Here is a 26,241-nt window from a genome sequence, read left to right as displayed (position 1 = left end):
TGCCGAAGCATTGACGGTTCCGGGGTTTTCGTTGCCGACTCTAGCATCCTGGCGGTGAATGTGTCGGCTCACGAACTCAATGTCCTCGTCGGCAGGATCAGTACGCCGAGGCTCGCACCGTACACGTCTGACGCGCGGGAAGATGTCAGGGCTGCGGTGCGCCTCTACGACTGGAATATCAGCATCGGTGCCGCATTATTCGAGGATCTGAGTCGCCTTGAGGTCGTCATACGCAATGCGCTTGGCGCTGCGTTGCAGGCGCTCGAAGAAGCGGCGGGATGGACCGTGCCGTGGTACGAACACAACAGCACCTTTACCGGGCCAGCGCGAAGAGCACTCAGCGATGCACGGGAGCGCGCGTCGGTTGGTAACCGTTCCGCGACCCATGACCGGATCGTCTCTGAGTTGAACTTCGGCAGGCGTCAGGCCCACAGGGCGCAGATCGGGATCGCTTCGATGCTGTCCGATAGGCGGTACTTGCGACTGCCGACGTGGAGGACGGCACCTGCTACGAACTGGGGGCCGAGTTCATCGCGCAGCCAGAGAAGGTGCCGGGCGTCGCTGGCGTCGGGCGCGTTCGTGGCCTTGATCTCGATTGCGACGATGCCTCGGGCACCGAAGTCGGCGATCAAGTCGACCTCGTGGCGGCCCTCCGCCACTCGCAGGTGACACAGCTGTGGGCCGCGCGTCATCAGGGCGGTCTCGGCCCGCAGCTGATTGATGACAAAGGTCTCTAGGAGTCTCCCGATCAGATCACCGCTGGACATCACCGTCGCGGCATCGATCCCGACAGCAGCAGCCCACAGGCCGGTGTCTGCCACGAGACGCTTACGTCCCTTGACGAGGCGAGCGAGCCGGTTGCCGTGCCACGCCGGCAACTCGGCGATGACGCCGAGGTCGCTGAGCAATCGTGTGTAGGACTCTCCGGTTCGCCGGTCGATGCTCGCGGCCTTGATGAGTGTGGCATCGGTCGCAAGACCCGAAGTATTGAGCGCGTACGCTCCGAAGAAGCGACTGAGGCGATTGCTGTCGGGCGAAACACCCAGAGTCGACGGATCGCGGGTCACCATATGCCTGAGGTAGCCATCGAGCCATGCATCTCGGCGCGCCGGTTCGCCCTCCAGGACGGCTTCGGGGAAGCCACCCTCGAGCGCCGCATCTACGTAGCCACGCAGGTCCGGTGGGTTCGCCGGCAGCCGGATGTCTTCTCGGTCACGCAGACGCTCGAGGAATTCGACACCGATGGCGCCGACCCGTTCCCGCACTGTCAGCGGATGCATCGTGACCGGGAGCAAGCGACCAGTGCCGGGCCACAAGGAGGGATCGCGTGCCGAGCGGACGGACCCGCTGAGAATGAATCTGCCCGGGATGCGATCGAGATCCACAGCCCGTTTGACAGCGCTGAGCACCTCGGGGACTGTTTGCCACTCGTCGAGCAGTATGGGAGGTTCGAGATCGCGCAGGGCGGTGTCGGGATCGGCGCGTATGGCGGCAGCCTCATCGGCGTTGTCCAGTTGAATCACTGTTGTGGCGTGCCGACGGGCAGTCGTCGTCTTGCCGGTGGCACGTGCGCCGGTGATGAACAGCGCTGCAGGAGACCCCGCCAAGAACTCAATCCTGGCATCGGCCATCCGAGGAATATAGCTGGCCATAACGCCAGACTACTACTTCTGCACATATATAGATACATATTTCACACAATCTCAGATGTTGGTATTACACACTTTCAAATGCTGTTTTCGCACATTCATGCGTGGTGTTCTTGCACAACGTCGATTGCATGTCCTGCACATGCAAGATCGACTCCCTGTGGGGAGGTCGGCGTGGGCGGTAAGGCGTCGGGTCGCGAATCAACCGCCGAGGTGGCGGGCGCGGTCGCGGATGAGTTCTTCGATTTGGTCGGCGGCCGCGTTGGGTTCTTCGTGTTCCCAGACGCGCACCGGTGTCCAGCCGGCCGCCTCTAGGCGGGCATCGGTGTCGGCATCTCGGGCGCGGTTGCGGGCGATCTTGGTCTCCCAATATTCGGCATTGCGACGGGGCTTGGTGCCGTGAGTGGGACAGCCGTGCCAGAAGCAGCCGTCTACGAATATCGCCACCCGCAGCCGGGAGAACACGATGTCGGCCTCCCGGCGCACGTCGGGCAATGGCCGCCGGTGCACGAAGTAGCGCAGACCTCGCCGGTGCAGGGCAGATCGGATCAGGCGCTCTGGTCCCGTATCGCGGGACCGTTGCTTCGACATGCGCTCCGACGCTGGGCCCGGTAGCGCCTTGGGTTCCACGGTTCGGGTTCTACCAGTCGCCCGAGAGTGACCGGGATGAGGCTATGTGGCGCGATGCGATCAGCCATCTAGCGTTCCCGATGCAGTCTGGGCGGCAGGCCCGCGTGAGGACGGAACAACGCCATGCGGCAGCCTCGAAGGATCGTGCGCACGAGTGGGCCCGCGAGAGCTCTGGCGCTGCTTATCTCTGTGCTCCTGCTGGCGGTCGCTTGCACCGGAAGCGACGGCGACGACGGTTTCGACGGAACCGTCCGCCTGGGTGCCGCGCTCAGCGAGACCGGCGGGTTCGCCATGGAGGGCAGCGACTCGCGTCAGGGCTATGACACGTGGGTTCGCTGGGTCAACGAGGAATACGGGGGCATCCGGATCGGCGACGCCCGCTACAAGGCGGAGATCATCTACTACGACGACGAATCCGACGCTGACACCGCCGCCGAGCTCGTACAACAGCTCATGGACGGCGACAAGGTCGACTTCCTGCTCGGCCCTTATTCCAGCAGCCTGACCAGCACAGCCAGCGCCGTGGCCGAAGCCAGCGAGGTCATCATGGTGGAAGGCAACGGCACTTCAGACACGCTTTTCGACCGGGGCTTCCGCAACCTGTTCCTCGTTGCCACGGCCGCGACCGACTACACGCGATCGGGCATCGAGGCACTCGCCGCCCGGGGTGCCCGCACCGCCGTCATCGCCCACGAAGACACGCCGTTCGCCACATCTGTCGCCGCCGGCGCACGCCACCATCTCGAAACCAACGGCATCGAGGTGCTCACGGTCGAGGCATATCCCGAAGGTGTCGCCGACGTATCGGACCTCATGGCGAAGCTCGATGAGCTCGACCCTGATGTCTTCGTGGGGGGCGGCCACTACAACGACGCAGTGCTGTTCCTGCGTTCAGCGCAAGAACTCGGAATCCGCCCCGACGCGATGCTCATCACCGTCGGGCCCTCTAACCCACAACTGGTCGACGACCTCGGCGCCAGTGTCAATGGCGTGCTGGGACCGTCGCAGTGGGAGCCCGCGATGGCCTACGAAGGTTCGTACTTCGGAAGCGCTGCGGACTATGCGGACTACTACGAGAGTCTCTGGGGCGAGCGGCCCGTCTACCAGGCCGCCAGCTCGACAGCGGCTGCCCTTGCGCTGCACCTCGCGATCGAGGCGGCAGGCGACCTCGACACCGATGAAGTACGCGATGCCCTTCGAGAACTCGACGTCGAGACGTTCTATGGGCCGATTCGCTTCGACGAGCGAGGCGTCAACGTCGCGAAGCCAATGGGCACCGTCCAGGTGCAGGACGGTCAGATCGTCGTCGTTGCACCCGACGCTGCGGCCGTGGGGAGCTCGTCTATCCGGTGCGCTAGCGCGGTGATGCGGCGCTTGGAGCCGATGCGCTAGCGACCCATCGTGAAGAACTCGTCGTTGGGCCGCATGGACGTCAGGTGCGCCATGCGGTTCGACAGGGCGAACAGTGCCGTGATGGCGCCGATGTCCCAGATGTCGTCGTCGCTGAAGCCATGTGCCCGCAACTCTTCGTGATCGGCGGTCGACGCTGACGCCGGTTCACGGCACATCTTCAAGGCGAAGTCGATCATCGCCCGTTGCCGTTCGGTGAGGTCGGCCTTGGCGGGGTCCACCGCAAGCTGATCGGCCAGCAGCGGGTCCTTGGCGCGGATGCGCAGGATCGCCCCATGGGCCACCACGCAGTACAGGCAGTTGTTGGCCCCGCTGGTTGCCACCACGATCATCTCGCGTTCGGCTTTGCTGAGCCCGCTGGGGCCCTCCATCAGCGCGTCGTGGTACGCCATGAACGCCCGCATCTCTTCGGGACGATGCGCCAGCGCAAGGAACACGTTGGGCACGAAGCCGGTCTTGGATTGGATCAACTCCATGCGCTCGCGCAGATCGTCGGGAATGTCGGCGATGTCGGGCACGGGGAATGTCGAGATGGCTGGCTCGGTCATGCTCGCAGCCTAAACACGGAGGGCTGCGGTACACCGAAGCTGTATCGGATTATCCTGCGGCAGGCTGCAGTTGTTTCGCTGGCGCTTCAGCTTGCGTCGGCGGCGTCTCCTACATTCGTGGGGCCGACGAGAGGACTGCCTGCCGATGCACCTGCCACGACCGACTTCACCTCGCCTTGAACCGATCCCCAAGGTGGCCGAACGGGCCCGCGAGGTCATGGAGTCCTCGTTCGCAAACGCCGTCAATGTCATTGCGACCATCGCGCACAGCCGCCCGATCTCCAAGGCATTCGGCGAATTCGCCCAAACCATCCTGTTCAAGGGCGACCTGTCCCGGCGAGACGTGGAGATCGCCGTGCTGCGCATGGGCTGGAACTGCCAGTCCGTGTACGAGTTCGGCCAGCACACGTTGATTGCCCGAGCCGGAGTCATGACCGAGGAGGAGATCTATCTCGTCACCCGGCCGATTGCTGAGGGCAACTGGACGCCGTCCGAGGCGGCCCTCCTGCAGGTTGTCGATGACCTCTACTCCGACGACTGTGTCTCCGACGCCACCTGGGCCGAGGCGGCGTCGCACTTCAGCGAGGCCGAATTGGTGCACCTCGTCGCAGCGGCGGGCTGCTACCGCATGGTGAGCGGCCTGCTCAACAGCACTGGCGTGCAGCGCGACGAAGGCGTCCCCGACTGGCCCACCGCCTCGACGCCCACATTAGGCGGGAGTGCGATAAGCAAACCCGCGTGCGAACCATGAGACGTCTCGCGGCTATTGCCGCCGCGCTGCTTGCGTTGAGCGTCGGCGCTGCGGCGCTTGCGCCAGTCGCAGCTGCTGCTTCCGACGCCGAACTCGCGGACGTCACGCTTACCCGCTACGGGGGCGCCGACCGGTACGCCACATCGCTGCTCGCCGCCGAGGCCGTCGCCGCGGATGCCGGCGGCTCGCTGGAGACCGTGGTCATGGTCTCGGGCGTCAGCTGGCACGAGGCAGTCGTGGCGGCGTCGGTCGCTGGCCGGCTTGACGCACCGGTGCTGATGACACCTCCCACAGAGCTTCGAGCTGACGCGCTGGAATTTCTGCGGCGCGTCGAGGCCTCCGATGCACTGCTGGTGAGCGCGGGAGCCGACGCCGAGACGCGATCTATCTCATCGACCGTCGCATCTGCGCTCGAATCGGCCGGGCTCGATGTCGAGTGGGTCGGCGGCGCCGATCAGTACGAGACCGGGGTCGCGGTGGCGCGCCGCGCCGGCACCGTCGGCACGCTCGGCGATTTCGGATCGACGGCCATCGTCGCGAGCGGTGAAGTGTTCGCAGATGCGCTCGTCGCTGGTCCGCTGTCGGCCCGGGGCCGCCACCCTGTGCTGTTGAGCCCGAAGACACATCTCGACTCGGGCGTCGAGTCGTACCTGAGCGACGCAGGGATTCGCCACATTGTGCTGATGGGCGGGACCGGCGCGCTGTCGTCACCGGTCGAGGACTCCATCCGTGATCTGGGAATCACTGTGAGTCGGATTGCAGGAGCCACCCGGTACGACACGGCTATCAAGATGGCAAGTCTCATAGCCGAGCACTCGGGTGGCTCTTGCTTCGGGGGCTCCGCTGTCGGCCTGGCTCGTGCCCGAGTGCCCTTCGACTCATTCAGCGCGGCGCCGTTGCTGGCTCGGCAGTGCGCACCCCTTGTGCTGGCTGACCCCGGTGCCATCCCGTCGGAGACGGCAGCGTTCCTCGACGCGGCGCGACAAGCAAACAAGGTCGATGAACTGCAGCTGACCATCTTCGGTGGCGACGGCGCCGTCTCACAGGAGGCGATCGACACATACCTCACGGGCGGTACCACCGAGGAGACAGAAGCGATTGACGAGGAGGCCTTCCAGCCGACCGTCCTTCCAGCAGGTACCTGCGGCGGCTCGGGCAGTGGCGAGGACGTCCGATTCGCTGGTCCCAGCCCGAGCCTCTTCGCGCCGGCGTGGTCACCAGATTGTGAGTACATCGCGTTCGCAGAAAGAGGTGCGCTGCAGATATCACGACCCGATGGCAGCCACAAGCGTCAAGTTCTGAAATTGTCGGGCGCTGGTGTTGACGCTGATGCACCGGCGTGGTCTCCCGACGGTACGAAGATCGCGTATGTACGACGGGACAGCGTGGCGTCGCCGCGGACCTCGCGCATCTTCGTAGTGAACGCCGACGGCACCGGCAACAGGCAATTGTCGCGAGGCGAGGGGACCGACGATTCCCCGTCGTGGTCACCCGATGGAAGCCGCATAGTTTTCAGCCGCGAGGTCTTAGTCAGTAGCCCGGAGGATCTCGTCGTTCACGGTTCACGCTCAATCGTCACGATGGAAGCAGAAACCGGTGGCGATGTACAGGTCGCGGCGGGCCGACAGGGTCGTTGGTTCGACGCACCGCGCTGGTCTCCCGATGGCCGTCGTTTCGCTTTCGTGGAGTTTGGTCGACTCGGCGTGATGGACACAGACGGCTCCAATGTCCGCTTTCTGAGGGGCGGGGTGCGACGTGACAGCCTGTCATGGTCGCCTGACGGCAGCCGGATTGCGTACGCGAGTGGTGATCATCGCGAGTCGGACATTTACATTGTCGAGGTCGATGAAGCCCGCTCGCTACAGGTGACGAATGCGGCAGGGCCGGAATCTCAGCCTGCGTGGTCGCCTGACGGCGAGCGCATCGCATACCGAAAGAACCGACTCGAGGGCAATCGCCTTTTGGATTTCGAGATCTGGATCGCTGATGCCAGCGGCACGAGTGACGGCGATACCGCGGAGAGCGAGCACCGCGCGTGCATGCCGCTCGGCCTCATCGATGAGGTGACCGCGGGGTTCCCCTTGCCGACCTGGGCTCCCCCTGCGATCGGATCCCTGCAAGTAGCGGTTGTCTTCGCCGATTTCCCCGATGCCCAAGCCACCTACAGCACGCAAGAGGAAGCTGATGTTGGTTTGCCGCTCATGACGCGTTTTCTCGAAGAGGTCAGTTACGGCCGCCTCGACGTCACCACGACAGTGCGACACGGCTGGCTGCGAATGACTGGCGACTACAGCGACTACTTCAGCGAACGGACGACGAACGAGCAAGTTGCTCCACCCGACGCAGAGGCTCGGAGTTTGCCCCTCGAGATCGTGGCCGCTGCGGACCCCTCGTTCGATTTTGCTGGCTCAGACATCGTTCTCTTCGTGCTCCCGAGTAGCCATTTCGGCGGCGGTCAGGCAGGAGGCGACATCATTGCTGATGGCAGCCTCATGCAGATCACGTTCGCGAACACCATGACGCTGCCTCAACAGACGAGTGCCCGCAACTGGGGCTTGATCGCCGCACACGAGGTCGCTCACGCCCTCGGTCTGACCGATCTCTACCCATACGGTGATGACCATCGGCGCACACCACGCACGGATAGCCAAATCTGGGTGCGCACGGTTTTTGGCCGTATGAGACTTGAGTCTTACTTCCCGGCTTCGCCCGGCGATTCTCGCCTTGAGGAAGTTCGACGACACGTCGATGGCCATACGCAAACGGCAACTGCATGGCACGTGAGTTTTGACGAGATGTTGGCCTGGAGTCGGTGGCAGCTGGGATGGCTGGGTGACGACCAAGTGCGCTGCGTCACCGAATCCGTTACGACAGTTGAGCTGGAGCCAGTTGCAGCCCCCCGAGTTGGAACCGTCATGACTGTCGTTCCCTTGGCCCCGAATCAGGTACTCGTGATGGAGAGTCGACGACGGCTCGGGTTTGACAATGCCCGCCCCTACTCCGATTCAGTCGGTACACGTGTCACGCCGCCGGGCCTGCCTGCGGAGGGTGTGCTCGTCTACACCGTTGACGCCTCGTTGGGGGCCGGCGATCTGCCGCTCAAGATTGCGGGCGACAGCGGGGACGGCACGGTCGAGGACTTCCCGCTGTTGGAAGCTGGAGATTCGGTGACGGTTCGCGGGTACACCGTCTCGGTCACTGCGGACTCGGGGCAGACCCACACCGTCACGATCACCAAGACCAACTGAACGGCGCAGCACGGGGTGAGAGCCGCGTCTCAGGCCGTCGTCGAAACCTCGTTGAGCAGGCCGGTTTCGACGTCGTAAACGAAGCCGCGGATAGCGGTGTTGTGCTCGATGAAGGGCGAGGCTCGCAGCGCTGCGATGGCGATGTGCACGTCTTCGGCGGGGTCGGCGAATGATCCGATTGACCAATCTGGTTGCTTCCCGGTTCGCTCGCGTAGCACTGCCCGGAAGGTCGTCTCGTCGAGGCCGCACATGCCGCAGCCGGAGTGATGGATGACCAAGATCTCGCGGGTGCCGAGCAGCTGCTGAGAGATGCACAGCGAGCGGATCACGTCGTCGGTGACGACGCCTCCCGCGTTTCGCACGATGTGCGCTTCGCCGACGCTCAGGCCCAGCGCAGCCAAGGGATCGATGCGAGCATCCATGCACGTGACGATCGCCACGTGCCGGCTGGGTGCGCGTGCCATCCCAGGCGTCTTGACGATGTCGGCCACACGCCGATTGCGTTCGACCAAGTCGTCGGCCGTCGAGTGGAAGTCCGACACCCTCGGCTCGTCGTGTGCTTCCCGCTGATTCATCCGATGTCCTCGTCATGGCTATCGACGCGTGGAATATCAAACGTGCAGCGCTGTGCTGACCAACTCAGCAGCCGTTGTGATCCGGCAAACCAGTAGTACGCCCCCTGGGACTTGAACCCAGAACCTGCGGATTAAGAGTCCGTTGCTCTGCCAAATTGAGCTAGAGGCGCGAGATGCCCCGCAAGGCTAACGACACCCTCTGAGCGAAGGTGCGGCGGATCGAGGGGAATCGAACCCCCGGCCTCCAGTGCCACAAACTGGCGCTCTAACCGACTGAGCTACGACCCGCACGGGGTGGTCAAGGATGCCACGGGCGGCACCACCTCGCTACCGGATTTCACGGCGACTCTGCGGTGAGCTCTGACAGGCGCGAGCCCGACGGCGTACCGTAGGAGCGTGAGCACACAGACCGTCGTGGCTCGGAAGCCGCCAGTCGAGTACATCCCTCGGATCACGGCCCAGTACATCGGACTGGGATACGGCGAGTACCTCTGGCTCCACAGCGAGACACCGCCGCCATGGACACCGCTGACCAAGCCGATCTCGGAATGCCGCCTGGGCCTCATTGCGACGGGTGGCGTCTATGCAGTCGGCCAGACGGCGTTCCACTTTCGCGACGACACGACGTACCGGGCGATTCCGACCGACATCGACCCCGCTCAACTGCGCGCCACGCATTTCGCCTACGACTTGACCGATGCCCGTTCGGACATCAATTGCGTGTTCCCGATCGAGGGCCTGCGTGTCTTGCGAGACAGCGGGGAGATCGGCGAGCTGGGTCCCAACGCCTACACCCTCATGGGCGGCATCTACAGCACCCGAAGGGTCCGCACCGAGCTGATCCCTGAACTGGCGAAGCGCTGCGTGGCCGACGAGCTGGACGCTGTGCTGCTCGTTCCGGTCTGACCGGTCTGCCATCAGACCGTGGGTCTGATCGCACGGGCCATCGAGGCCGAGGGGATCCCGACGCTGTCGGTGACGAGCGCACGTGACATCACCAGGGCGGTCTGGCCGCCTCGCGCCGCCTACCTGGACTACCCGCTCGGCCACACGTCTGGCCGGCCCAACGAACCGGAGCTCAACCTGCAGATCCTTCGGGACGCGTTCGCTGCCTTCGAGAACCTGCGTGTGCCGGGGTCGATGGCGCACCTGCGCTACCGCTGGTCGGAGTCCGACCGTTGGAAAGACAAGGTGTTCGCGCCCTCCGGAAAGGCTGCTGATCGGCCTGAGTCCGCTGTGCCGACGGGCGGTGAGTCCGCATCTGCGACTTACGACGACGATCGGATCCAGCGTCACCCGACGCCGCAGTATCAGACCGAAGAGGATGCGGAAGCCGCCCGCGCCAGCCACGACGGCGAAGATTGCCTCGTCTGCGCGGGCATCGACTACTGACCCGCCTGTGAGCGAACAGCCCGAGCGCCGCGTCTCCGTGGGCGCCAAATCGCCCGGATCCGGCGGCGACTATGACCCTGAAGCCATTCCTGTTCGCGATGCGGCCACCGTGATGATCCTGTCCGGCGGCGACGATCCCCACGTGCTCATGCTGAAGCGCAACTCCCGATCGATCTTCGTGGGCGACATGTGGGTGTATCCCGGGGGCGCGGTCGATCCCGACGATGCCACCCAGCGCGCCGATGAGACGGTGGCGGGCCTCACTGACGCCGAAGCCTCGTACAGCATCGGCATCGAACGCGGCGGCATTGCGTTTTGGGTTGCAGCACTGCGGGAGACCTTCGAGGAGGCCGGTCTCTTGCTGGCGCACCACGACCACCCGGTCGGCGTCGAAGACCCCAGGGATCTGCCCTCGGGCATCATCGACCTCTCACCTGCTGATGTCGCTGAGCGGTTCTCGCAGTACCGCGACGAGGTCAATGCCGGCGAGCGCGACTTCATCGAGACCGTGCGCAGCGAAGACCTGCTCCTCGATGGCAACAACGTCTATTTCATCGGGCGCTGGGTGACGCCTCTGGGCTCGCCGCGCCGCTACGACACCCGGTTCTTCCTGACGGCGATGCCAGACGGTCAGACGCCCCTGCCCGACCACGACGAAGCCGTTGAGCACCAGTGGGTGCGCCCCGCCGACGCCATCAGGCGCAACGAGATCGGCGACATGGTGATGATGACGCCCACCATCGGCATGCTGCACCGCTTCGCCCGCTTCGGAACGGTGACCGATGCAGTCGCTGCAGCCGGAAGAGGCACCCCTGCCGACGACGAGCACGTGCGGATTCGCTACGACAACGAAGGCCCGCACCGGATCGCCTTCCCCGACGACTTGGACTACAAGGCCGCCGACGGCCGCACCGAGACCGGCATCCTGCGCTGGCCCTCGCGCTAGCCCGCATCCAGCACCGCCGACGCGGCCGCCGGGGCAGCCGAGCGAGCCGTGGAGCCGTGCGAGTTCGGTGGCAGGATGGCGCTGGGCCCCCGTGGCGCAACTGGACAGCGCAGCGGGCTTCTATCCCGCCGGTTGCAGGTTCGAGTCCTGCCGGGGGCGCGTCACCTGACCCACTGTGCAATATCCAAATGGGCGATGGTGTCACCGTCGAACGCGGGTAGGTTCACCGGATGCCGCACGGCTCAGTTCCTGGCACAAGCGCTGCTTCCACGCCCGATGTCACTGGTGAGACTCCGTCGATCGCCGCCGCCAACGGTGCCGTCACCAATCAGCCGACCGACACCGACCGCATCGAGCGAGCGGTCAGGGAGATCCTGATTGCCATCGGCGAAGATCCCGACCGCGAGGGGCTACGCAAAACGCCCAAGCGCGTCGCCCGCATGTACGCGGAAGTGTTCGCTGGCCTGCGGGAAGACCCCGAGCATCACCTCAAGGTGCAGTTCGAGACCGGCCATGACGAGATGGTCATGGTGCGTGACATCCCCTTCTATTCGATGTGCGAGCACCACCTCATGCCGTTCGTCGGCCGGGCGCATGTGGCGTACATCCCAGGCGAGCGGGGCATAATCACGGGGCTGTCGAAGCTGGCACGCCTCGTGGAGGCCTACGCCCGCCGGCCACAGGTGCAAGAACGACTCACGACCCAGGTCGCCGACAAGCTGATGGAGGTGCTTGAGCCACGAGGCACTCTCGTGGTGGTCGAGGCCGAGCACCAGTGCATGTCGATGCGGGGAGTGCAAAAGCCCGGATCGCTCACCATCACCTCAGCCGTGCGGGGCCAATTCCGCAACACCGCAACCCGTGCGGAGGCGATGCACCTCATCGGCATCGGCCGCTAGCGCATCGGTCGGTGCACACCGGGCTCTGTAGCGCGATCTGGAGGCACTGCGCCTCGGCGATGACGCGAACGAGAGATGCCGTGAACGGGAGATGACGTGAACATGACCGCGGCTGCACTCGCAGGACCGCCTCAGCTTGGCCGCAGCGTGCTGGTGCATCCCGGTGCCCGCCCACCCGAGCCCTGGGCGGAATGCGAACGCATCAGGGTGTGCCCGAGCGACTTCAGTGCCGAGATCGGCCACCGGCTGCGCGAAGCCTGGCGCACGCGTACCCGTCAGGTCATTGAACTCGACGGCGAGGTGCCCGATCCTGCACCCGTCCTGCAGTCGCCCTGGTGGGAGCTCGCGCCCGGCCTCACGATGCGGTCCGAGGTGCTTGCGCATCTGCTCTCGGCAAATGCCGTCGATGCTCGGAATCCGCAGCGAGCACATTTTGCTCCGGCCTCGGCGGCGCTGAAGCTCGGCGCGCAGCGCTGCCCCGGGCCTGAGAGGGGCGATGTGATCACCGGCGCCGGTCCCGTGCCCGGTCCCGTGTGGTGCGACGGCGGACCGCTCGATGCATTCGACCTCGACGCAATCGAGGGGGCCCCACCGGTCGTTCCTGCCGCGAACCTGGCCGCTGGCAGCCTGAGTGTTGTCCGGCGAGCGATCCCGCACGCCGATCTCGCACTTGATCAGCAGGCGGCGGTCGGTCACCTCGGGGGATCGGCGTGCATCGTTGCGCCCGCGGGCTCGGGCAAGACGCGCGTGCTCACCGAACGTGCTCGCTACTTGGTGAACGATGTCGGACTTGCCGCCGGCGCGGTCTGTCTGGTGGCGTTCAATGTGCGGGCCCGGCGCGAGATGCAGGAACGAACGACGGACATCTCCGGGCTGCAAGTGCGCACGCTGAACAGCCTGGCACTTGCTATCTGCAACGGATCGGGTCCGTTCGCCCGTCCGTCCCGGCACGGCCGCGTCGATGTGATCGACGAGATGGGCGTGCGTGGCCGCCTCGACGGGCTGATCAAGCGTCGCCGGCGGGCGATGACCGATCAGCTCGCACCGTGGCTTGAGGCGCTCAGTGCTTCGCGGCTGGGATTGCGCGATCCCGCTGAGGTGGAGCGCGATTTCCAGCCCGATGTTCCCGAATTCGCCGCTGTGGCGCCGCGTTTCGTCGAGGAGTTGTCGGCGGACGGCTTGGTCGACTTCGACCAGCAGATCATCCGGGCAATCGAGATCCTGCTGACCGACCCTGCCGCCCGTGCCGCCGCGCGGCGCGTCTGCGGTGTGCTGCTGGTGGACGAATTTCAAGACCTGACGTCAGCTCACCTGCTGATGATCCGGTTGCTCGCCGGTCCCCGAGCCGACGTGTTCGCCGTCGGCGACGACGACCAGACGATCTACGGCTATGCGGGCGCGTCGCCGCAGTGGCTCATCGACTTCGACAAGTACTTCCCCGGAGCGACACGGCATCACCTGAACGTCAACTACCGCTGCCCGTCGCCCGTGATCGACGCCGCGATCAACCTGCTGTCGCACAATCGCCGCAGGATCGACAAGCAGATCACAGCACCACATCGGGGTGCCCCCGACGAGGCGACTAATGCGGTCGGCAAGGCGTCCGACGCAGCGGACTCCGGTGCCGGAGAACCCCTCCTCAGTGGTGCTGGCGGGCTCCGGAAGAATCGCTCACTCGTCGTCAAGGCCGGAGCTAATGCGGCGGGAATCCTGCGCGAGACGGTGACAGCGCTGATCGACGACGGAGCCCGGCCCGCCGATATTGCCGTGCTGACGCGGGTCAACAGCACGCTGCTCGTACCGCAGGTCGTGCTCGACGACATGGGCGTGGCGGCTGACGCACCGCTGGGTCGCAGATTCCTCGAGCGCACCGGTGTCGCGGGTGCACTGGCGTGGCTCAGGCTGGCCGTTGCGCCCCGTCAGGCACTGCCGGGAGGGGCGCTGTCGGACGCGGCGCGCCGGCCGCCGCGGGCGATTTCGCCACGCGTGATCGAATGGATTGGCGAGCAACGCAGCCTTGCAGCGCTGCGTGCGCTGGCGGGCCGTCTCAGTGACGAACGCACATCAACAAAGATCGACGAGTTCGCCGACGACATTGACATGCTGCGCCAGCGCACCGCAAACGAGCAGCTCTCGACCCAAGCCATCCTTGAAGCAGTCCGAGACGAGCTCGGTTTGGGGCTCAGTCTCGACACTCGCCTGGACGCGTCACGCCGATCCGTGGACCGGTCGGCCCACGGCGATGACTTGCGGGCGCTGATCTCGGTTGCCCACCTGCACCCCGATCCGGCGGGCTTCGCCACGTGGTTGGAGAACCGGCTGGCCGGTGCAGGGCCAGGAGCGGCTGACACAGCCGGCTTCGGCAGCGACGAATCCCGCCCTCAGGCAAGTGCTGCGCAGGCGACGACGGCACGACGCCACGGAGTGCGGCTTGCAACCGTTCACAAGGTGAAAGGTCTCGAATGGCCGCACGTGATCGTCTACGAGGCTTCCGATGGCCTGATGCCGCACCGACTCGCGCCCGATGTCGAAGAAGAACGTCGCATTTTCCACGTCGCACTGACCCGCTGTTCGGAATCGGTGACCCTGGTATGTGCTGACGAGCCGAGTGCTTTCGTGGCGGAGCTCGACGAACTCGCGCCGCCGGCGCCCTCCGAACCGGCGCCCTCCGAACCGGCGGCCGGAGCGTCTCATGGTGTGGGGGGCAATTCGAGCGCCGATGCTGATGGCGCAGCCGGGACTGCTGCGACGTTGACGGGCATCGGGTCCTCAACCGCTCCTCGCAAGTCCAAACCCCAGCCGCCGACAGATCCTCGTGACGCAGAACTGTTCGAGGCACTGCGTGCCTGGCGCCTTGAGCGAAGCCGAGCCGATGCCGTCCCGGCGTTCGTCGTCTTCGCAGATGCGGTCTTGATTGCCTTGGCGACCCAGCGTCCCCGTAACGACACTGAGCTTCTGGCCGTGCCGGGCATCGGTCCGGCCAAGTTGGAGGCTTTTGGCGCGGACGTCTTGGCGATCATCGCTCAGCACCGGGCCCCTGATTCTGCGGCGCCACCCCAAACAGGGTGAGAACCATCTGCCCAGTCGACGGACACGGTGGGAGCTGAAACGGTGACCTGACGGATCCCACCATGGCGCTGAGATTCAGGCCCGCGTCATGATTGATCTATGGGAGCATCATGATGCTAAGGTGATGGCATGCGGACGACGGTGACGTTGGCCGATGACGTGGTCGCAGCGGTCGAAGAACTCCGCAGATCTGAGGGCATTGGCATGAGCGAGGCGCTCAACCGGCTCGCCCGGGAAGGTCTCGCCAGGCCTGCGGCCTCGAAGCCATACGTACACAAGAGCTACGACATGGGCCAGAAGATCGATGTCACCAACATCGGCGAGGTCCTCGGGATGCTTGATGAGCTCGAAATGCGCGACCGGGTCGACGAGCACTCTCCCCAAGGCTGAGTGTGCTCGTCGACGCCAACTTGCTGCTGTACGCCACGGACGCCTCGTCGGTTCGCCATGAACGAGCCAAGCAATGGCTCGATGAGACACTGCTGGGCAATCGCCGTGTGGCACTACCGCTTCAGACCGTCACGGCCTTCATGCGGATCAGCACCAATCCGCGTGTGTGGAACCGACCATTGACTGCGACCCAAGCGTGGGAACGGGTACGCGCATGGCTTGACGCCGGGCCGACCTGGATCCCGCCATCAGGCGAGCGAACCGCGGCGATCTTGGGCGCACTCGTCGTCGAGCACCACGTGACAGCCAACCTGGTGCCCGACGCCGTGTTGGCAGCGCTGGCTGTTGAGCATGGCCTGACGGTGATGAGTGCCGATACCGACTTCGCCCGCTTTCCCCAGGTCCGTTGGGAGAACCCCCTCGTCACCTAGTGGCAGGCGCTCTCAGCCGGATTCGCTGGTCGTGTCGTCGCTGGAGAATTAGACCGCGAGCGGGCCTTTGCCAGCCAAGAATCGCTGGGCCATCACCATCAGCACCACCCAGTACTCAGTGCCGGGCACAAGATCGTCCAGCGTCACCTCGGCGGTGACATCGTGAGCGTCGGGATGGCCAGCCGCTGCGACACCCTCGACGGTGATCGGCGGCCCGCCTTCGAGCAGCGTGAGGAACGGCGCAATCGGCACGTCGAATACAGCATCGACTTCGTCACGAGCGACCGCATAGTCCGCGAGCGAGCGGTCGTCACGCAGCAGGTACGCGCTGATCAGCTCGCAGTTCAGCGTGCCCTCACCGCTGTTGTCCGCCACTCTGCGGATCCCAAGAGGCACGAGATCGCTGGTGTCTGGAGCAACACCGAGTTCCTCGGTCAGTTCTCTCACTCCATCGAGCGGGGTCTCCCCGGCGGCAAGGTGCCCTGCCGCGCTGATGTCGAGCAGCCCCGGATAGGCCGCCTTGGAGCGTGATCGTCCCTGCAGGACGGCTGTCGGTACGTCGTCGCGCAGCGTGACGATGAGGCAGTGGAAGACGCGGTGCCAGTCGCCGCGCTCGTGAACCTCGGCCCGCGGTGCGGTGCCAAGGCGCCGCCCGAGCTCGTCGGTGAAGTCCAGGAGTTCCACCCCTGGCGCGCTGTCAGTCATCGAGCCATTGTCCCCGCTGGCGCTTCCAGCGGCGACGATGCCCGCGGCTACAGCAGCTCGGTGTACTTGTCCATGATCGGCAGCACGGTGTCTGCGGGTGCCGGCGGGAGCGCGAGCACGACCCGGCTGACGCCCACTTCGGCCAGGCTGTCGAGGATCTCGGGCTTGGGGGGCGTGCCGAACTGCCCGATCTCGATCTCGTCGGGATCGCGGCCCGCCTCGATCGCGGACTCGCGGATCTGCTTGATCGGCACGTCCAGGTCGTAACGGCCTGAGATCGGCATCCAGCCGTCGCAGAACTCCACGATGTCGGCGATGGTGCGCGGACCTGCGGCGCCGCCCAGGATTACCTTCGGGCCGCCTTCCTGCACAGGCTTGGGCCATTGCCATGACGAGTCGATGTTCACCCAGTCACCGTGGAACTCGGCCTCGTCTTGCGTCCACAGCTCGCGCACGGCCAGCATCGTCTCGCGGGTCACGGCGCGCCGGTCGGTGTACTTCACGCCGTGGTGGGCGAGTTCTTCTTTGTTCCAGCCGTAGCCGATGCCCAAGATGAACCGGCCACCCGAGATGGCGTCCACGGTCGCGGCTTCCTTGGCCAGCCACAGCGGGTCTCGCTGGGCGACCAGGGTGATGCCGGTACCGAGCATGATGTTCTCGGTCACCGCGGCGGCGGCACCCAGCGATACGAACTGGTCGTGCGTGCGCCAGTACTCCTCGGGCAGCGGTGGCGCTCCCTCGCGGCCGCCCCACGGTGTCTCACGGCTGGTGGGGATGTGGCTGTGCTCGGGGAACCACAGCGACTCGAAGCCCCGTTCCTCAGTGGCCTTGGCCAACTCGACTGGCCCGATGGCCTTGTCGGTGGGAAACATCATCACGCCGATTTTCACGGTCGTCCTCCTGGTGGTTGCCGTTGTGGCCGGTCGCGGCCGCCGCCGAGAGTAACGGCCACGCGTCACGCGTGCCCGGTTGCACCCGGGCCGCGATGCGTAGGGCGTTGCAGCGGCGTGGCGTAGCGTGTTGCCGGATCTCCAGGGGCACGTTGCGTGGGCACCTAGCAACGTGCGAGCTCGACGACCTGGGGGCCGGACGACCTGGAGGCACAGTGAAGATCACCATCGACGTCGACAAGTGCATCGGCAGCGGGTCGTGCGAGATGATCGCCCCGGGCAACTTCGAGGTGGGCAACGACGGTCTCGTGCAGCTGCTGAACGACAGCCCCAGCGCCGAGCAGCACAGCGCGGTGCGCACAGCGGCAGCGAGCTGTCCCACTCAAGTCATCTCGGTGAACGACTGAGCCCCAACGCGGAACAGGGTCCGAACTCAAAGCAAGGCGCAGGACGGCGCGGCGCAACCGGGTAGCACCACAACCCGACACAGCACCGCTCGCCCCAGAAACGACTCAGGCCGATCGGACCGCCACCGGTACGCTCGAACGCGAGAGCTGGCCCGCCAGCACTCCGTCAACTCTTCAGACTCGGGAAGTGGCGCAGCTTGGTAGCGCACCTGCTTTGGGAGCAGGGGGTCGTGGGTTCAAATCCCGCCTTCCCGACCAGTGGCGACACGGTCATTCACAGACTGACGAGTGATTCCGACTGGCCGGGGGCGGAGCTTGCCGGGTGCGAGGTGACCAATGACGGTGGACATGGGCGGTGCTTGTAGCTGTCATCAACTTCCGGCGAACACCTATTGGGTCGATCATGGCCGCTTCCTAGCGGGCGAGTATCCGGGGGCGCCAAGCCGGAACGAAGCCGCTCACAAGTTGAGGATTCTGTTGAAGGCCGGAATCAGCCACTTCATCGACCTGACCGAGCCGTATGAAGGATTGGCGCCCTACGCCCCGATTGCTGCGGAAGAAGCCAGCCGACTCGGCACGCCATACCAGCATTCCCGGCATTCCATCGTTGATCTAGGAGGGTGGTCGGCAATTGGGGTGTGGTGTGTGTTGTTTGTTGAGCGTGCGCGGTTGTCTGGTCGGTGGTTCGGGGTGGGTTGGGCGCGGGTGTTCTGCTTGATGATGCCCAGGCGCATCGTCGGTCGGCCAGTGGGGGCCGGGGTCGCCGGTCGGGGCGGGTGTTTTACCTGATGATGCCGAGGCGGCCGGCGCGGTCGAGGTTGAGGGCGGCGATTCGCAGGTCGAGCCACAGGTTGGCCTTGTCGAGGCCGCGCCAGGGGACGTTTTTGGTGCGGGACTTGATCTGAGCGATTTTGCGTTCGGCTTGGGTTCGCAGTCGGTATCGGCTGAGGAACTCCGGTGTCCATCGTTGCGCTCTTGCGGGGGCGAGGAGTTCTTCGTGGGGGTTGATCTCGACGATTCGGCCGCCGTCGCGTGTGGTGCATCGGGGCTTGAGCTCGCATGCTGCACAATCGGTTGCTGCGAACCGCGCCTGGCGCCGTTTGGCGCCCCGCGGCGGCGGGATGGGTGCGGTGTTCCCTTGCGGGCAGGTGACCGTCGCTGCTTCGAGGTCGATGTCGAAGTCGGCTTTGGTGAGCTTGTCGCCGCGGGTCGGGATCGGCTGGGCGGGGGCGACGAGGTGGATGCCTCGGTCGGCCATCGCTTGGCGGGTGGGCCCCGATCCGTAGTGGGTGTCGGCGATGATCTCGGCGACCGGGACCGGGTCGGCGTCGATGAGGTCTTCGATCACAGCGGCGTCGTGGGTGGTCGCGAGCGTCGCGGCCGCTGAGCAGACCAGGTCCGAGTCCACATCCGCGGACACGTGCAGCTTGTAGCCGTCGTAGCGGTCGGTGCGCGAACGGTGCCCGTGCCGAGCGTCGGGATCGACCGTGGAGATGACCCGGTCCGGGGCCACCCGTTGAGCTATCCGCGGGGTCTGGGCTCCGTCGTCGTCGGCGGCGATCTCGATGTCCTGGCCCGCCACGACCCTCAACAGCTCGACCGCCCCAGCCAGGCCCGGGTCCCCGAAACGGGCGCAGAACCCGATGACGGTCTCGGCGTCGCCGAACAGCTCCGCGACCAGAGCCGCCCGTGCTTGGGGGTCTGCCCACATGATCTGCGGCTTGGCCCCCCGGTCGTAGTCGTCACGCGACAACAGCCCCGCCAGCTCCGCCCCGGCATCGGCGTCGATCCCGCCCAGCACCCCGACGCACCTGCGGACCCCGGACCTGATGAGCGTGATCGTGTCCTGGGTCAGCACGCAGTCCGCCACACCGGTCGAGTCCATCGTGCGGCGATGGCCGATCACCCCGGCGCGCTTGGCAGCGATCTTGACACGATCCCCCAAAAAGGACTCCATCCCGGCGCGAACCAGACGCGCCCGGAACTCCACCAGCACCACATGAGCAATCCCCCGATGCTCCAGCGGCAAACCCAAAGCCGCTTTCCACGACATGTCGAACCGCGAACGCCGCTGCGCCTCACGGTCCGACACGCCATAGAACAACTGCAACAACAACAACGCCGCCACCACCGACGGCGGATGCGACGGCCGACCCCGGCCAGACGCATACAACGCATCAAAATCGGCATCACAGAACAGCTCGCCCCGAGCCTGCCCCAACGTCACCAAGAACCCCTCGGTGTCGAGCAGGCCGCCCACCAACACCCCGACATCGAAAATCGAACCCTGACCATCAGCCGAACCGCGCACCCCACCATCATCCGCGATCACGCCCCCCAACACGAGGACCCACCCCCGGACTTTCCGACCACCCTCCTAGATGTGCCGCACAGCCCCCAAAACACTGCCGAGATTCTCGATGTGATTGACGAGGCCATAGGTGCGGGCAAGACGGTCTACGTGCATTGTTGGGGTGGCGTTGGCAGAACCGGCACAGTGGTCGGCTGCTGGCTGGTGCGCCATGGCCAGACGGGCGAGCAGGCTCTCGACCAAATCGCGACGTGGTGGACGGGCATGGAGAAGGCGTACCGCACGCCTCGCTCGCCGGAAATGCCGCAGCAACGCGAGTACGTCCGCAACTGGAGCGAACCAGTCTCGGGCGGGCCGCGTGAGTGATCCCACACCCCGGGATCGATTCCGGGGATGTCTGCTCGGACTCGCCGCAGGTGATGCGCTGGGCACCACGCTGGAGTTCAAGAATCCCGGCTCGTTCGAGCCGATCGATGACATGGTCGGCGGCGGTCCGTTTGGCCTGATGCCAGGCCAGTGGACCGACGACACCTCAATGGCGCTGTGCTTGGCTACCAGCCTGGTCGAGTGCGAAGGGTTCGACCCGACCGATCAGATGCAGCGTTACGTGCGCTGGTGGCGCGAGGGCTACCTGTCCAGTACGGGGGCGTGCTTCGACATCGGGATCACCGTCAGCCGAGCGTTGTCGCGGTTTGTCCAGCACGGCGACCCGTACGCAGGATCCATCGACCCCATGAGTGCCGGGAACGGTTCGCTGATGCGGCTTGCGCCGGTGCCGATGTACTTCGCGGGCGACGCTGCGGAGGCCATCGCCATGGCCGCCGACAGTTCACGGGTCACGCACCAGGCACGGGAAGCGGTCGATGCCTGTCGCTACTTCGCTGGCCTGCTGGTCGGAGCTTTGCAGGGCGTCAACAAGCAAACGCTGCTGTCCCCGAGCTATTGCCCCGTCGAACGACTCTGGGAGCGCGACCCCCTAGTGTCCTGAGTGTTGAGTTAGTCGCGTTTTTGTGTTGGGTGCGCCATCATGGGGTCTTCGGCGTGGATCGGAGGCTGTTATGGGTGCTCGACGGGGACGGCCGGCGGTGCCGGTGGAGCTGGACGACGCGGAGCGAGAGACGCTGGAGCGGTGGGCGCGACGGCCCAAGTCGTCCCAGGCGCTGGCTTTGCGGTGCAGGATCGTGCTGGGCGCCGCGTCGGGGCGGGCGAACAACGACCTCGCCGCGGAGCTGGGCTGTCATCCGGCGACGGTGTCGAAGTGGCGCAAGCGGTTCGCGCAGCGCCGCCTGGACGGGCTGGCCGACGACCCGCGGCCGGGCCCGCCGCGCAAGATCACCGACGCGGTGATCGAGGACGTGCTCGTGCGCACCCTCGAGACCGTCCCGGCGGACGCGACGCACTGGTCGACGCGGTCGATGGCCACAGCAGCAGGGGTGTCGCAGACCGCGGTCAGCCAGATATGGCGCGCGTTCGGCCTCAAGCCCCACCTCATCGACGAGTACAAGGTGTCCCCCGACCCGCAGTTCGTGGACAAGGTCCGCGACGTCGCCGGGCTGTACCTGAACCCGCCCGAGGCGGCGGTGGTGCTGTGCGTGGACGAGAAGACCCAGATCCAGGCGCTCGACCGCACCGCGCCGATCCTGCCGCTCATGCCCGGCACGCCCCAGCGGCGCACCCACGACTACCGCCGCCACGGCACCACCGACCTGTTCGCAGCCCTCGACGCCGCCTCGGGCAAGGTCATCACCTCCATGACAGCCCGGCACCGCAGCGAGGAGTTCCGCTCGTTCTTGAACCTCATCGACAAGCAGGTCCCCGACGGGCTCGACGTGCACATCGTGCTCGACAACGTCTCCACCCACAAGACCCCCACGATCAAGCGCTGGCTGCTGCGCCACCCCCGCTTCAAGCTCCACTTCACCCCCACCTACAGCTCCTGGATGAACCTCGTCGAGCGCTGGTTCTCAGAGCTCACCACCAAGTGGCTCCGCCGCTCAACCCACCGCTCCGTCACAGAACTCAAGGACTCCATCAACCACTGGACCGACAACTGGAACGACAACCCGAAACCGTTCGTGTGGCACAAGACCGCCGACGAGATCTTCGACACCATGGCCGCATATATGCAACAAATTCCCCACTCAGGACACTAGCCGAGAAGATTGCGCTCGTCGCCGGTGGATCGTTCAAGGACCGTGACCCACCGCACATCAAGGGAACGGGCTACGTCGTCGACGCTCTTGAAGCGGCGTTGTGGGCCTTCCACCGCTCCGATGGCTTCCGCGAGGGCGCCTTGCTCGCTGTGAACCTCGGTGACGATGCCGACACCACCGGTGCCATCTACGGCCAGGTAGCCGGAGCCCACTACGGAGCGGAGGCGATCCCAGCGACGTGGCGGAACAAGCTCGCCATGGCGGAGGAAATCACCTCGCTGGCCGATCGCCTCTACGACCAGGCCAAATGGGCTTGAGTCCTGACCCCTTGCACCAGAGTCATTACCGCTGGGTGTGTCTCCTCATGGTTTAGGTGCCAACGGCGCAGGACTCCTTAAGACGGTGTCGAGCTTGAGGTGCTCATGGAGCAGCTCGTCGTAGGTGTATGGAGCCATATCTGCATATCTGCATATCTGCATATCTCACGATATGGTTGTATATATGAAAACGACGATCAACTTGCCCGATGGGCTTGCAGACATGGCGAAGCGCCGCGCCGCAGAGCGTGGGTGCACCTTCACGGCTCTCGTCGTCGAAGGTCTTCACCACGTACTGAGCGAGGTGTCGGAGGTTCGCCGTGTGCCGCTGCCGACATGGGGCAGCGCGAGTGATCAGGTTCTCGTCGATCCCGCAGACCCTGAGGCGCTCGGCAGCGCCCTTGACGCCGACGGCTGGAAATGATCTGCCCAGACGTCAATGTGCTGGTGTATGCCTACCGTGGCGATCTCGACGAGCACGAGATGTTCCGTCGCTGGCTGGACGCTGCGCTCGAGGGCCCAGAACCATTCGGTCTCGTCGACGTAGTCCTGACCGGGTTTCTCCGCGTGGTGACGAATCGCCGGGTATTCGCGAATCCTGCTCCCACCACGGCCGCCCTCTCATTCGTGGATGCGTTGCGCGCTGCGCCGGCTGCCCGGCAGTTGCAGGCGACCGAGGCGACCTGGCGCCAGTTCTCGCAATTCGCTGAACGCGACTCATTCATCGCCGGCAACCTTGTGCCTGATGCTTGGATCGCCGCGTTGGCCATCAGCAGCGGTGCCCGCGTCGCCACCGCCGACGCCGGTTTCGCTCGCTTCGACGGCCTGTCGTGGTTCAACCCGGCGCACGCCACATGAGTTCGCGCTCCCAATCGAGGCGACCTCACGAGTGGAGGCCGGAATGGCGGCGTACCAAGCGCCTGGACGACGTGCTGAGCGAAATCGCAGCGTCGGCTGGCGGCTTCCAGACGGCCGACAACATGTCTCGCGATGAGCTGTACGAGCGTGGTGCGTTCCGCTGATGCGGAGGTTTGCCCCCAAGGCCAGTCCGCCGCCCAGCGACACTCAATTGCGGAGAATCTGTGCACAAATCGAACAGCGGTGGAAAGTGCTGTTCGCTTGGTGCGCCAATGGGCGCTCAGCGTGGCGGTGCCCGTGACCCGGTTCGGCCGTTGGTGTCGTGGGGTGGCCGGGTCGGGGGTTGGAGCCGGTAGCGGCCGGTGTTGGGGTTGTGTTTGACGGCGAAGCCTTCGTGGTGGATCTTGTCGTGGCATCGGTTGCAGACCGACACGAGGTTGCCGTAGTCAGTGGGGCCGTCGTCCCGCCATTCGATGATGTGGTGGGATCGACAGTGGTCGGGAGACACACCGCAGCCGACACAGCCTTGGTCGCGCAGCGCCAGAGCAGCGCGTTGGAGGTCGGTGGCGGTGCGGCGGCTGCGTCCCATTCGCAGATCCCCTGTCGCGTGGTTGAAGATAGCGGGCAGCACATGCGCATCGGCGGCGACGTTGGCGATTTCGCCGATGGGGATCGGCGTGCCGTCTGACAGACGGGCATTGGTGAGCTGGTGGTTCACCATGTCGTAGTCCGCCACGACCAGGAGCGACGTTCCCGCAGGCCGCTGCGCGTCAGGTTCGAGGATCAGCTTTGCAATCGCGTCGGCAGTGCGCTGTGGATGGCTGGGCCGCGCCGTGGGGTCTTCGTGGTGGTACAAGTGGCGCTCCATTGCTGCGATCACCGTCGCCAGCCGAGCGCCAGTGACGCTGTCGAATTGTGCGTTGAGCACCACCATGTCGTTGTCACGGCTCGTGAACACCCGCCCCGAGCGCGCCTGGCGCTGTTGCTCGAGCAGCGAGGTGCCGTCGTCGCTGCTGTGGTCGGCCTGATGACGCGCCACGGTGCGACGGAACTCGTCATAGCCCTCGCGCTGTGCCCGCTGAGCCAGGAACCCCTCATCGATGGGGCCCTCGGTGGCGGCACGCGCAATCAATCGTGCGTGCCCCGCAGGAACCAAACCATCGGCCAAAGCATCACGCGTCATGTCCAATTCGCCCAGTGCCACTGCTGCTTTGACATCCCCACGTGCCGCGCGCCCTGAGATAGACAGCGTGTCTTTGGCGGCGTGCTCGGCAGCGGACGCACCCTTGCGGCGGACGATCTCGCCTAGCGCAGCAGCCTTCATCGCCGTCAGCGCCGACTCGGCCCGGCCGATCTCGCCAAGCCGGGCACGCAAGCCCTCGTCGCACAGCCCCGACACTTCCACCGGGTCCACACGCACCGCAGTGACTGCAGCCCTGCCCTGTGAGCCGGTTTGGCCGACGTGCTTCATGGGAACAAACGTACGAGAGGTGTGTTACATCAATAGGAGCAACAACACTCAGCGAGCGGTCGGAGGGCGCTGTGGCTGCGTCGGTGGTTGTAAGCCCAGGTCAACGCCGCGATCGGCGGGGTCGGGCCAGTGCTCGGTGACCGCCTTGAGCCTTGTGTAGAAGCGGATGCCTTCGGGTCCGTGCATGTGGTGGTCGCCGAACAGCGAGTCCTTCCAGCCGCCGAACAGCGAGTCCTTCCAGCCGCCGAACGAGTGGTACGCCATGGGCACCGGGATGGCCACGTTCACGCCGACCATCCCGACGGGAGCCTCCCGCCGGAACCGCCGTGCCGCCTCACGTGTGCACAGCACCTTCGGACCCGCTCGTAAGTGGGCGGAGAGACGGCGATCCAAGCCGATAGCTGTGGCACACAGATAACGTGTGTCACAATTACTGTGGTACAGCAGGAGGTTGATGGGCATGCGAAACATCACGGTGACAATTGACGACGACACCCACCGGTTGGCGCGCATTCGCGCTGCTGAGCTGGACACCTCGGTGTCTGCGCTGGTTCGCGGCTACCTCAGGCGTCTTGCGAGTGGCGATGGAGGCGTGCTGCATGACGACGAGGATCCGCCTGAGACGGCACAGCAGCGGCGGAGCAGGCACCTTGACGACGTGCTGAGCGTCATAGCTGCGTCAGCTGGCGGCTTCCGGACGGCTGACAATCTGTCGCGCGAAGATCTGTACGAGCGCAGTGCGTCTCGTTGACACGAACGTTCTGCTCTATGCGGCAAGTCCCGCGCCCGACGATGCCGCCAAGCACGGACTCGCCGTGGCGCTGCTCAAGCAGCCCGACCTGGCGCTCTCGGTGCAGGTGCTGGCCGAGTTCTTCGTTCAGGCCACTCGGCGCAGCCGCCCCCATGCCCTCAGTGCCGAACTGGCGCTGCGCTTTCTCAGCGTCTTCGACGACTTCCCGGTCCAGCCGATCACGGCTGAGGTCTTTCGTGCCGGCGTGTCGCTCAGCCAGCGCTTCGGATTGTCCTACTGGGATGGCGCGATCCTTGCTGCTGCGCAGGCATTGGGCTGCGATGCCGTGTACTCCGAGGACATGAGCGCACAGGAGGACTACAACGGCTTGCGGGTCATCAACCCATTCGTCGAGCAGTGACGGCCATCGAAGCGTCCGGATGCCGCAGATCGCCCGGCGG

At 65.4% G+C, this 26,241-nt stretch carries 27 protein-coding genes, 4 tRNA genes and 2 pseudogenes; 22 read left to right on the top strand and 11 right to left on the bottom strand.

The window, feature by feature from the left end; translation table 11 throughout:
- Positions 1–422: 422 nt before the first annotated feature.
- Both ACPXYO_RS18130 and ACPXYO_RS18125 read right to left on the bottom strand, forming a co-directional pair.
- Positions 423–1,631, bottom strand: coding sequence for an ATP-binding protein (locus tag ACPXYO_RS18130; protein ID WP_423923473.1), 1,209 nt, complete (start codon positions 1,629–1,631; stop codon positions 423–425).
- A gap of 219 nt (positions 1,632–1,850) precedes the next feature.
- Positions 1,851–2,240 (bottom strand): very short patch repair endonuclease, encoded by a 390-nt coding sequence (locus ACPXYO_RS18125; RefSeq protein WP_423923471.1) that lies wholly within the window; start codon positions 2,238–2,240, stop codon positions 1,851–1,853.
- A 183-nt stretch (positions 2,241–2,423) separates the two neighbouring features.
- Here ACPXYO_RS18125 and ACPXYO_RS18120 point away from each other — a divergent pair, with 183 nt between their 5' ends.
- The gene (locus tag ACPXYO_RS18120) at positions 2,424–3,671 is read left to right on the top strand and encodes an amino acid ABC transporter substrate-binding protein (protein WP_423923469.1); all 1,248 of its coding nucleotides are present in this window, start codon (positions 2,424–2,426) and stop codon (positions 3,669–3,671) included.
- Here the strand turns inward: ACPXYO_RS18120 and ACPXYO_RS18115 are convergent.
- Positions 3,668–4,237, bottom strand: coding sequence for a peroxidase-related enzyme (locus tag ACPXYO_RS18115; RefSeq protein WP_423923467.1), 570 nt, complete (start codon positions 4,235–4,237; stop codon positions 3,668–3,670). The two genes, ACPXYO_RS18120 and ACPXYO_RS18115, sit on opposite strands and share 4 nt — an antisense overlap.
- Before the next feature lie 145 nt (positions 4,238–4,382).
- Between ACPXYO_RS18115 and ACPXYO_RS18110 the strand changes: the two genes are divergently transcribed.
- Together ACPXYO_RS18110 and ACPXYO_RS18105 are read left to right on the top strand one after the other, a co-directional pair.
- Positions 4,383–4,988 carry a carboxymuconolactone decarboxylase family protein gene (locus tag ACPXYO_RS18110; protein ID WP_423923465.1) on the top strand — a complete coding sequence of 202 codons (606 nt, stop codon included), beginning with the start codon at positions 4,383–4,385 and terminating at the stop codon, positions 4,986–4,988.
- Complete coding sequence (locus tag ACPXYO_RS18105) at positions 4,985–8,236, top strand: cell wall-binding repeat-containing protein (RefSeq protein ID WP_423923463.1); 3,252 nt, start codon at positions 4,985–4,987, stop codon at positions 8,234–8,236. The genes ACPXYO_RS18110 and ACPXYO_RS18105 overlap by 4 nt, the downstream gene beginning before the upstream one ends.
- 29 nt (positions 8,237–8,265) lie before the next feature.
- Here ACPXYO_RS18105 and ACPXYO_RS18100 read toward each other — a convergent pair whose 3' ends face one another.
- The 3 genes from ACPXYO_RS18100 to ACPXYO_RS18090 form a co-directional block, all read right to left on the bottom strand.
- Positions 8,266–8,811 carry a beta-class carbonic anhydrase gene (locus tag ACPXYO_RS18100; RefSeq protein ID WP_423923461.1) on the bottom strand — a complete coding sequence of 182 codons (546 nt, stop codon included), beginning with the start codon at positions 8,809–8,811 and terminating at the stop codon, positions 8,266–8,268.
- Positions 8,812–8,907: 96 nt separating this feature from the next.
- Positions 8,908–8,981 (bottom strand) — tRNA-Lys (locus ACPXYO_RS18095).
- A 43-nt stretch (positions 8,982–9,024) separates the two neighbouring features.
- A tRNA-His gene (locus tag ACPXYO_RS18090) sits at positions 9,025–9,100 on the bottom strand.
- Positions 9,101–9,207: 107 nt separating this feature from the next.
- Between ACPXYO_RS18090 and ACPXYO_RS18085 the strand changes: the two genes are divergently transcribed.
- The 8 genes from ACPXYO_RS18085 to ACPXYO_RS18050 all read left to right on the top strand — a co-directional run bounded on the left by ACPXYO_RS18085 (position 9,208) and on the right by ACPXYO_RS18050 (position 15,938).
- Positions 9,208–9,717, top strand: coding sequence for a glycine/sarcosine/betaine reductase selenoprotein B family protein (locus ACPXYO_RS18085; RefSeq protein WP_423923459.1), 510 nt, complete (start codon positions 9,208–9,210; stop codon positions 9,715–9,717).
- 18 nt (positions 9,718–9,735) lie between these two features.
- Positions 9,736–10,203, top strand: coding sequence for a hypothetical protein (locus ACPXYO_RS18080; protein ID WP_423923457.1), 468 nt, complete (start codon positions 9,736–9,738; stop codon positions 10,201–10,203).
- A gap of 7 nt (positions 10,204–10,210) precedes the next feature.
- Positions 10,211–11,149 (top strand): NUDIX hydrolase, encoded by a 939-nt coding sequence (locus ACPXYO_RS18075; RefSeq protein WP_423923455.1) that lies wholly within the window; start codon positions 10,211–10,213, stop codon positions 11,147–11,149.
- Positions 11,150–11,234: 85 nt separating this feature from the next.
- Positions 11,235–11,308: transfer RNA gene (locus ACPXYO_RS18070), tRNA-Arg, on the top strand.
- 71 nt (positions 11,309–11,379) lie between these two features.
- Entirely contained in the window at positions 11,380–12,048 is a 669-nt protein-coding gene (gene folE, locus ACPXYO_RS18065; RefSeq protein WP_423923453.1) for a GTP cyclohydrolase I FolE, read from the top strand.
- A gap of 102 nt (positions 12,049–12,150) precedes the next feature.
- Positions 12,151–15,117, top strand: coding sequence for an ATP-dependent DNA helicase UvrD2 (locus ACPXYO_RS18060; RefSeq protein ID WP_423923451.1), 2,967 nt, complete (start codon positions 12,151–12,153; stop codon positions 15,115–15,117).
- A 129-nt stretch (positions 15,118–15,246) separates the two neighbouring features.
- Positions 15,247–15,507 carry a ribbon-helix-helix domain-containing protein gene (locus tag ACPXYO_RS18055; RefSeq protein WP_420623374.1) on the top strand — a complete coding sequence of 87 codons (261 nt, stop codon included), beginning with the start codon at positions 15,247–15,249 and terminating at the stop codon, positions 15,505–15,507.
- A 2-nt stretch (positions 15,508–15,509) separates the two neighbouring features.
- The gene (locus tag ACPXYO_RS18050; protein ID WP_419552688.1) at positions 15,510–15,938 is read left to right on the top strand and encodes a TA system VapC family ribonuclease toxin; all 429 of its coding nucleotides are present in this window, start codon (positions 15,510–15,512) and stop codon (positions 15,936–15,938) included.
- A 48-nt stretch (positions 15,939–15,986) separates the two neighbouring features.
- On the opposite strand, the gene ACPXYO_RS18045 is transcribed toward ACPXYO_RS18050, so the two are convergent.
- On the bottom strand, positions 15,987–16,643 hold the full coding sequence (locus ACPXYO_RS18045; protein WP_423923448.1) for an NUDIX hydrolase: 657 nt from the start codon (positions 16,641–16,643) through the stop codon (positions 15,987–15,989).
- A gap of 47 nt (positions 16,644–16,690) precedes the next feature.
- Complete coding sequence (locus ACPXYO_RS18040) at positions 16,691–17,533, bottom strand: LLM class F420-dependent oxidoreductase (protein WP_423923446.1); 843 nt, start codon at positions 17,531–17,533, stop codon at positions 16,691–16,693.
- Positions 17,534–17,748: 215 nt separating this feature from the next.
- Between ACPXYO_RS18040 and ACPXYO_RS18035 the strand changes: the two genes are divergently transcribed.
- A complete protein-coding gene (locus ACPXYO_RS18035; RefSeq protein ID WP_423923444.1) occupies positions 17,749–17,940 on the top strand; it encodes a ferredoxin in 192 nt (63 codons plus the stop codon).
- Between the two features lie 181 nt (positions 17,941–18,121).
- A tRNA-Pro gene (locus ACPXYO_RS18030) sits at positions 18,122–18,198 on the top strand.
- A gap of 523 nt (positions 18,199–18,721) precedes the next feature.
- On the opposite strand, the gene ACPXYO_RS18025 is transcribed toward ACPXYO_RS18030, so the two are convergent.
- Positions 18,722–20,272, bottom strand: a complete 1,551-nt coding sequence (locus ACPXYO_RS18025) for a transposase (RefSeq protein ID WP_423917481.1) — start codon at positions 20,270–20,272, stop codon at positions 18,722–18,724.
- Between the two features lie 51 nt (positions 20,273–20,323).
- Between ACPXYO_RS18025 and ACPXYO_RS18020 the strand changes: the two genes are divergently transcribed.
- The 7 genes and pseudogenes from ACPXYO_RS18020 to ACPXYO_RS17990 all read left to right on the top strand — a co-directional run bounded on the left by ACPXYO_RS18020 (position 20,324) and on the right by ACPXYO_RS17990 (position 23,743).
- Positions 20,324–20,617, top strand: a complete 294-nt coding sequence (locus ACPXYO_RS18020) for a protein-tyrosine phosphatase family protein (protein ID WP_423923442.1) — start codon at positions 20,324–20,326, stop codon at positions 20,615–20,617.
- Positions 20,610–21,233 (top strand): annotated as a pseudogene (locus ACPXYO_RS18015) (ADP-ribosylglycohydrolase family protein); the annotation flags it as partial. The gene ACPXYO_RS18020 and the pseudogene ACPXYO_RS18015, both read left to right, overlap by 8 nt.
- Before the next feature lie 76 nt (positions 21,234–21,309).
- Positions 21,310–22,404 (top strand): IS630 family transposase, encoded by a 1,095-nt coding sequence (locus tag ACPXYO_RS18010; protein WP_423917982.1) that lies wholly within the window; start codon positions 21,310–21,312, stop codon positions 22,402–22,404.
- The gene (locus tag ACPXYO_RS18005) at positions 22,329–22,721 is read left to right on the top strand and encodes an ADP-ribosylglycohydrolase family protein (protein ID WP_423923440.1); all 393 of its coding nucleotides are present in this window, start codon (positions 22,329–22,331) and stop codon (positions 22,719–22,721) included. Before ACPXYO_RS18010 ends, ACPXYO_RS18005 begins: the two co-directional genes overlap by 76 nt.
- Before the next feature lie 184 nt (positions 22,722–22,905).
- A complete protein-coding gene (locus tag ACPXYO_RS18000) occupies positions 22,906–23,145 on the top strand; it encodes a hypothetical protein (RefSeq protein WP_423923438.1) in 240 nt (79 codons plus the stop codon).
- Positions 23,142–23,579 carry a TA system VapC family ribonuclease toxin gene (locus ACPXYO_RS17995; RefSeq protein WP_423923436.1) on the top strand — a complete coding sequence of 146 codons (438 nt, stop codon included), beginning with the start codon at positions 23,142–23,144 and terminating at the stop codon, positions 23,577–23,579. Before ACPXYO_RS18000 ends, ACPXYO_RS17995 begins: the two co-directional genes overlap by 4 nt.
- On the top strand, positions 23,576–23,743 hold the full coding sequence (locus ACPXYO_RS17990; RefSeq protein ID WP_423923434.1) for a hypothetical protein: 168 nt from the start codon (positions 23,576–23,578) through the stop codon (positions 23,741–23,743). Before ACPXYO_RS17995 ends, ACPXYO_RS17990 begins: the two co-directional genes overlap by 4 nt.
- A gap of 116 nt (positions 23,744–23,859) precedes the next feature.
- Here the strand turns inward: ACPXYO_RS17990 and ACPXYO_RS17985 are convergent, their stop codons facing one another.
- Both ACPXYO_RS17985 and ACPXYO_RS17980 read right to left on the bottom strand, forming a co-directional pair.
- The gene (locus ACPXYO_RS17985) at positions 23,860–25,050 is read right to left on the bottom strand and encodes an HNH endonuclease (protein WP_423923432.1); all 1,191 of its coding nucleotides are present in this window, start codon (positions 25,048–25,050) and stop codon (positions 23,860–23,862) included.
- A 48-nt stretch (positions 25,051–25,098) separates the two neighbouring features.
- A pseudogene (locus ACPXYO_RS17980) lies at positions 25,099–25,383 on the bottom strand (hypothetical protein); the annotation flags it as partial.
- A gap of 127 nt (positions 25,384–25,510) precedes the next feature.
- On the opposite strand from ACPXYO_RS17980, the gene ACPXYO_RS17975 reads away from it, so the two are divergent.
- Together ACPXYO_RS17975 and ACPXYO_RS17970 are read left to right on the top strand one after the other, a co-directional pair.
- Positions 25,511–25,801: a hypothetical protein gene (locus ACPXYO_RS17975; protein ID WP_423923430.1), complete on the top strand. Its 291-nt coding sequence runs from the start codon at positions 25,511–25,513 to the stop codon at positions 25,799–25,801.
- The gene (locus ACPXYO_RS17970) at positions 25,788–26,201 is read left to right on the top strand and encodes a PIN domain-containing protein (RefSeq protein ID WP_423923428.1); all 414 of its coding nucleotides are present in this window, start codon (positions 25,788–25,790) and stop codon (positions 26,199–26,201) included. Before ACPXYO_RS17975 ends, ACPXYO_RS17970 begins: the two co-directional genes overlap by 14 nt.
- The last annotated feature ends 40 nt before the right edge of the window (positions 26,202–26,241 follow it).

This window comes from Candidatus Poriferisodalis sp. (genome assembly GCF_965237655.1).
Lineage (GTDB): Bacteria > Actinomycetota > Acidimicrobiia > Acidimicrobiales > Poriferisodalaceae > Poriferisodalis.
This window is presented reverse-complemented; position numbering and strand designations above follow the sequence as displayed.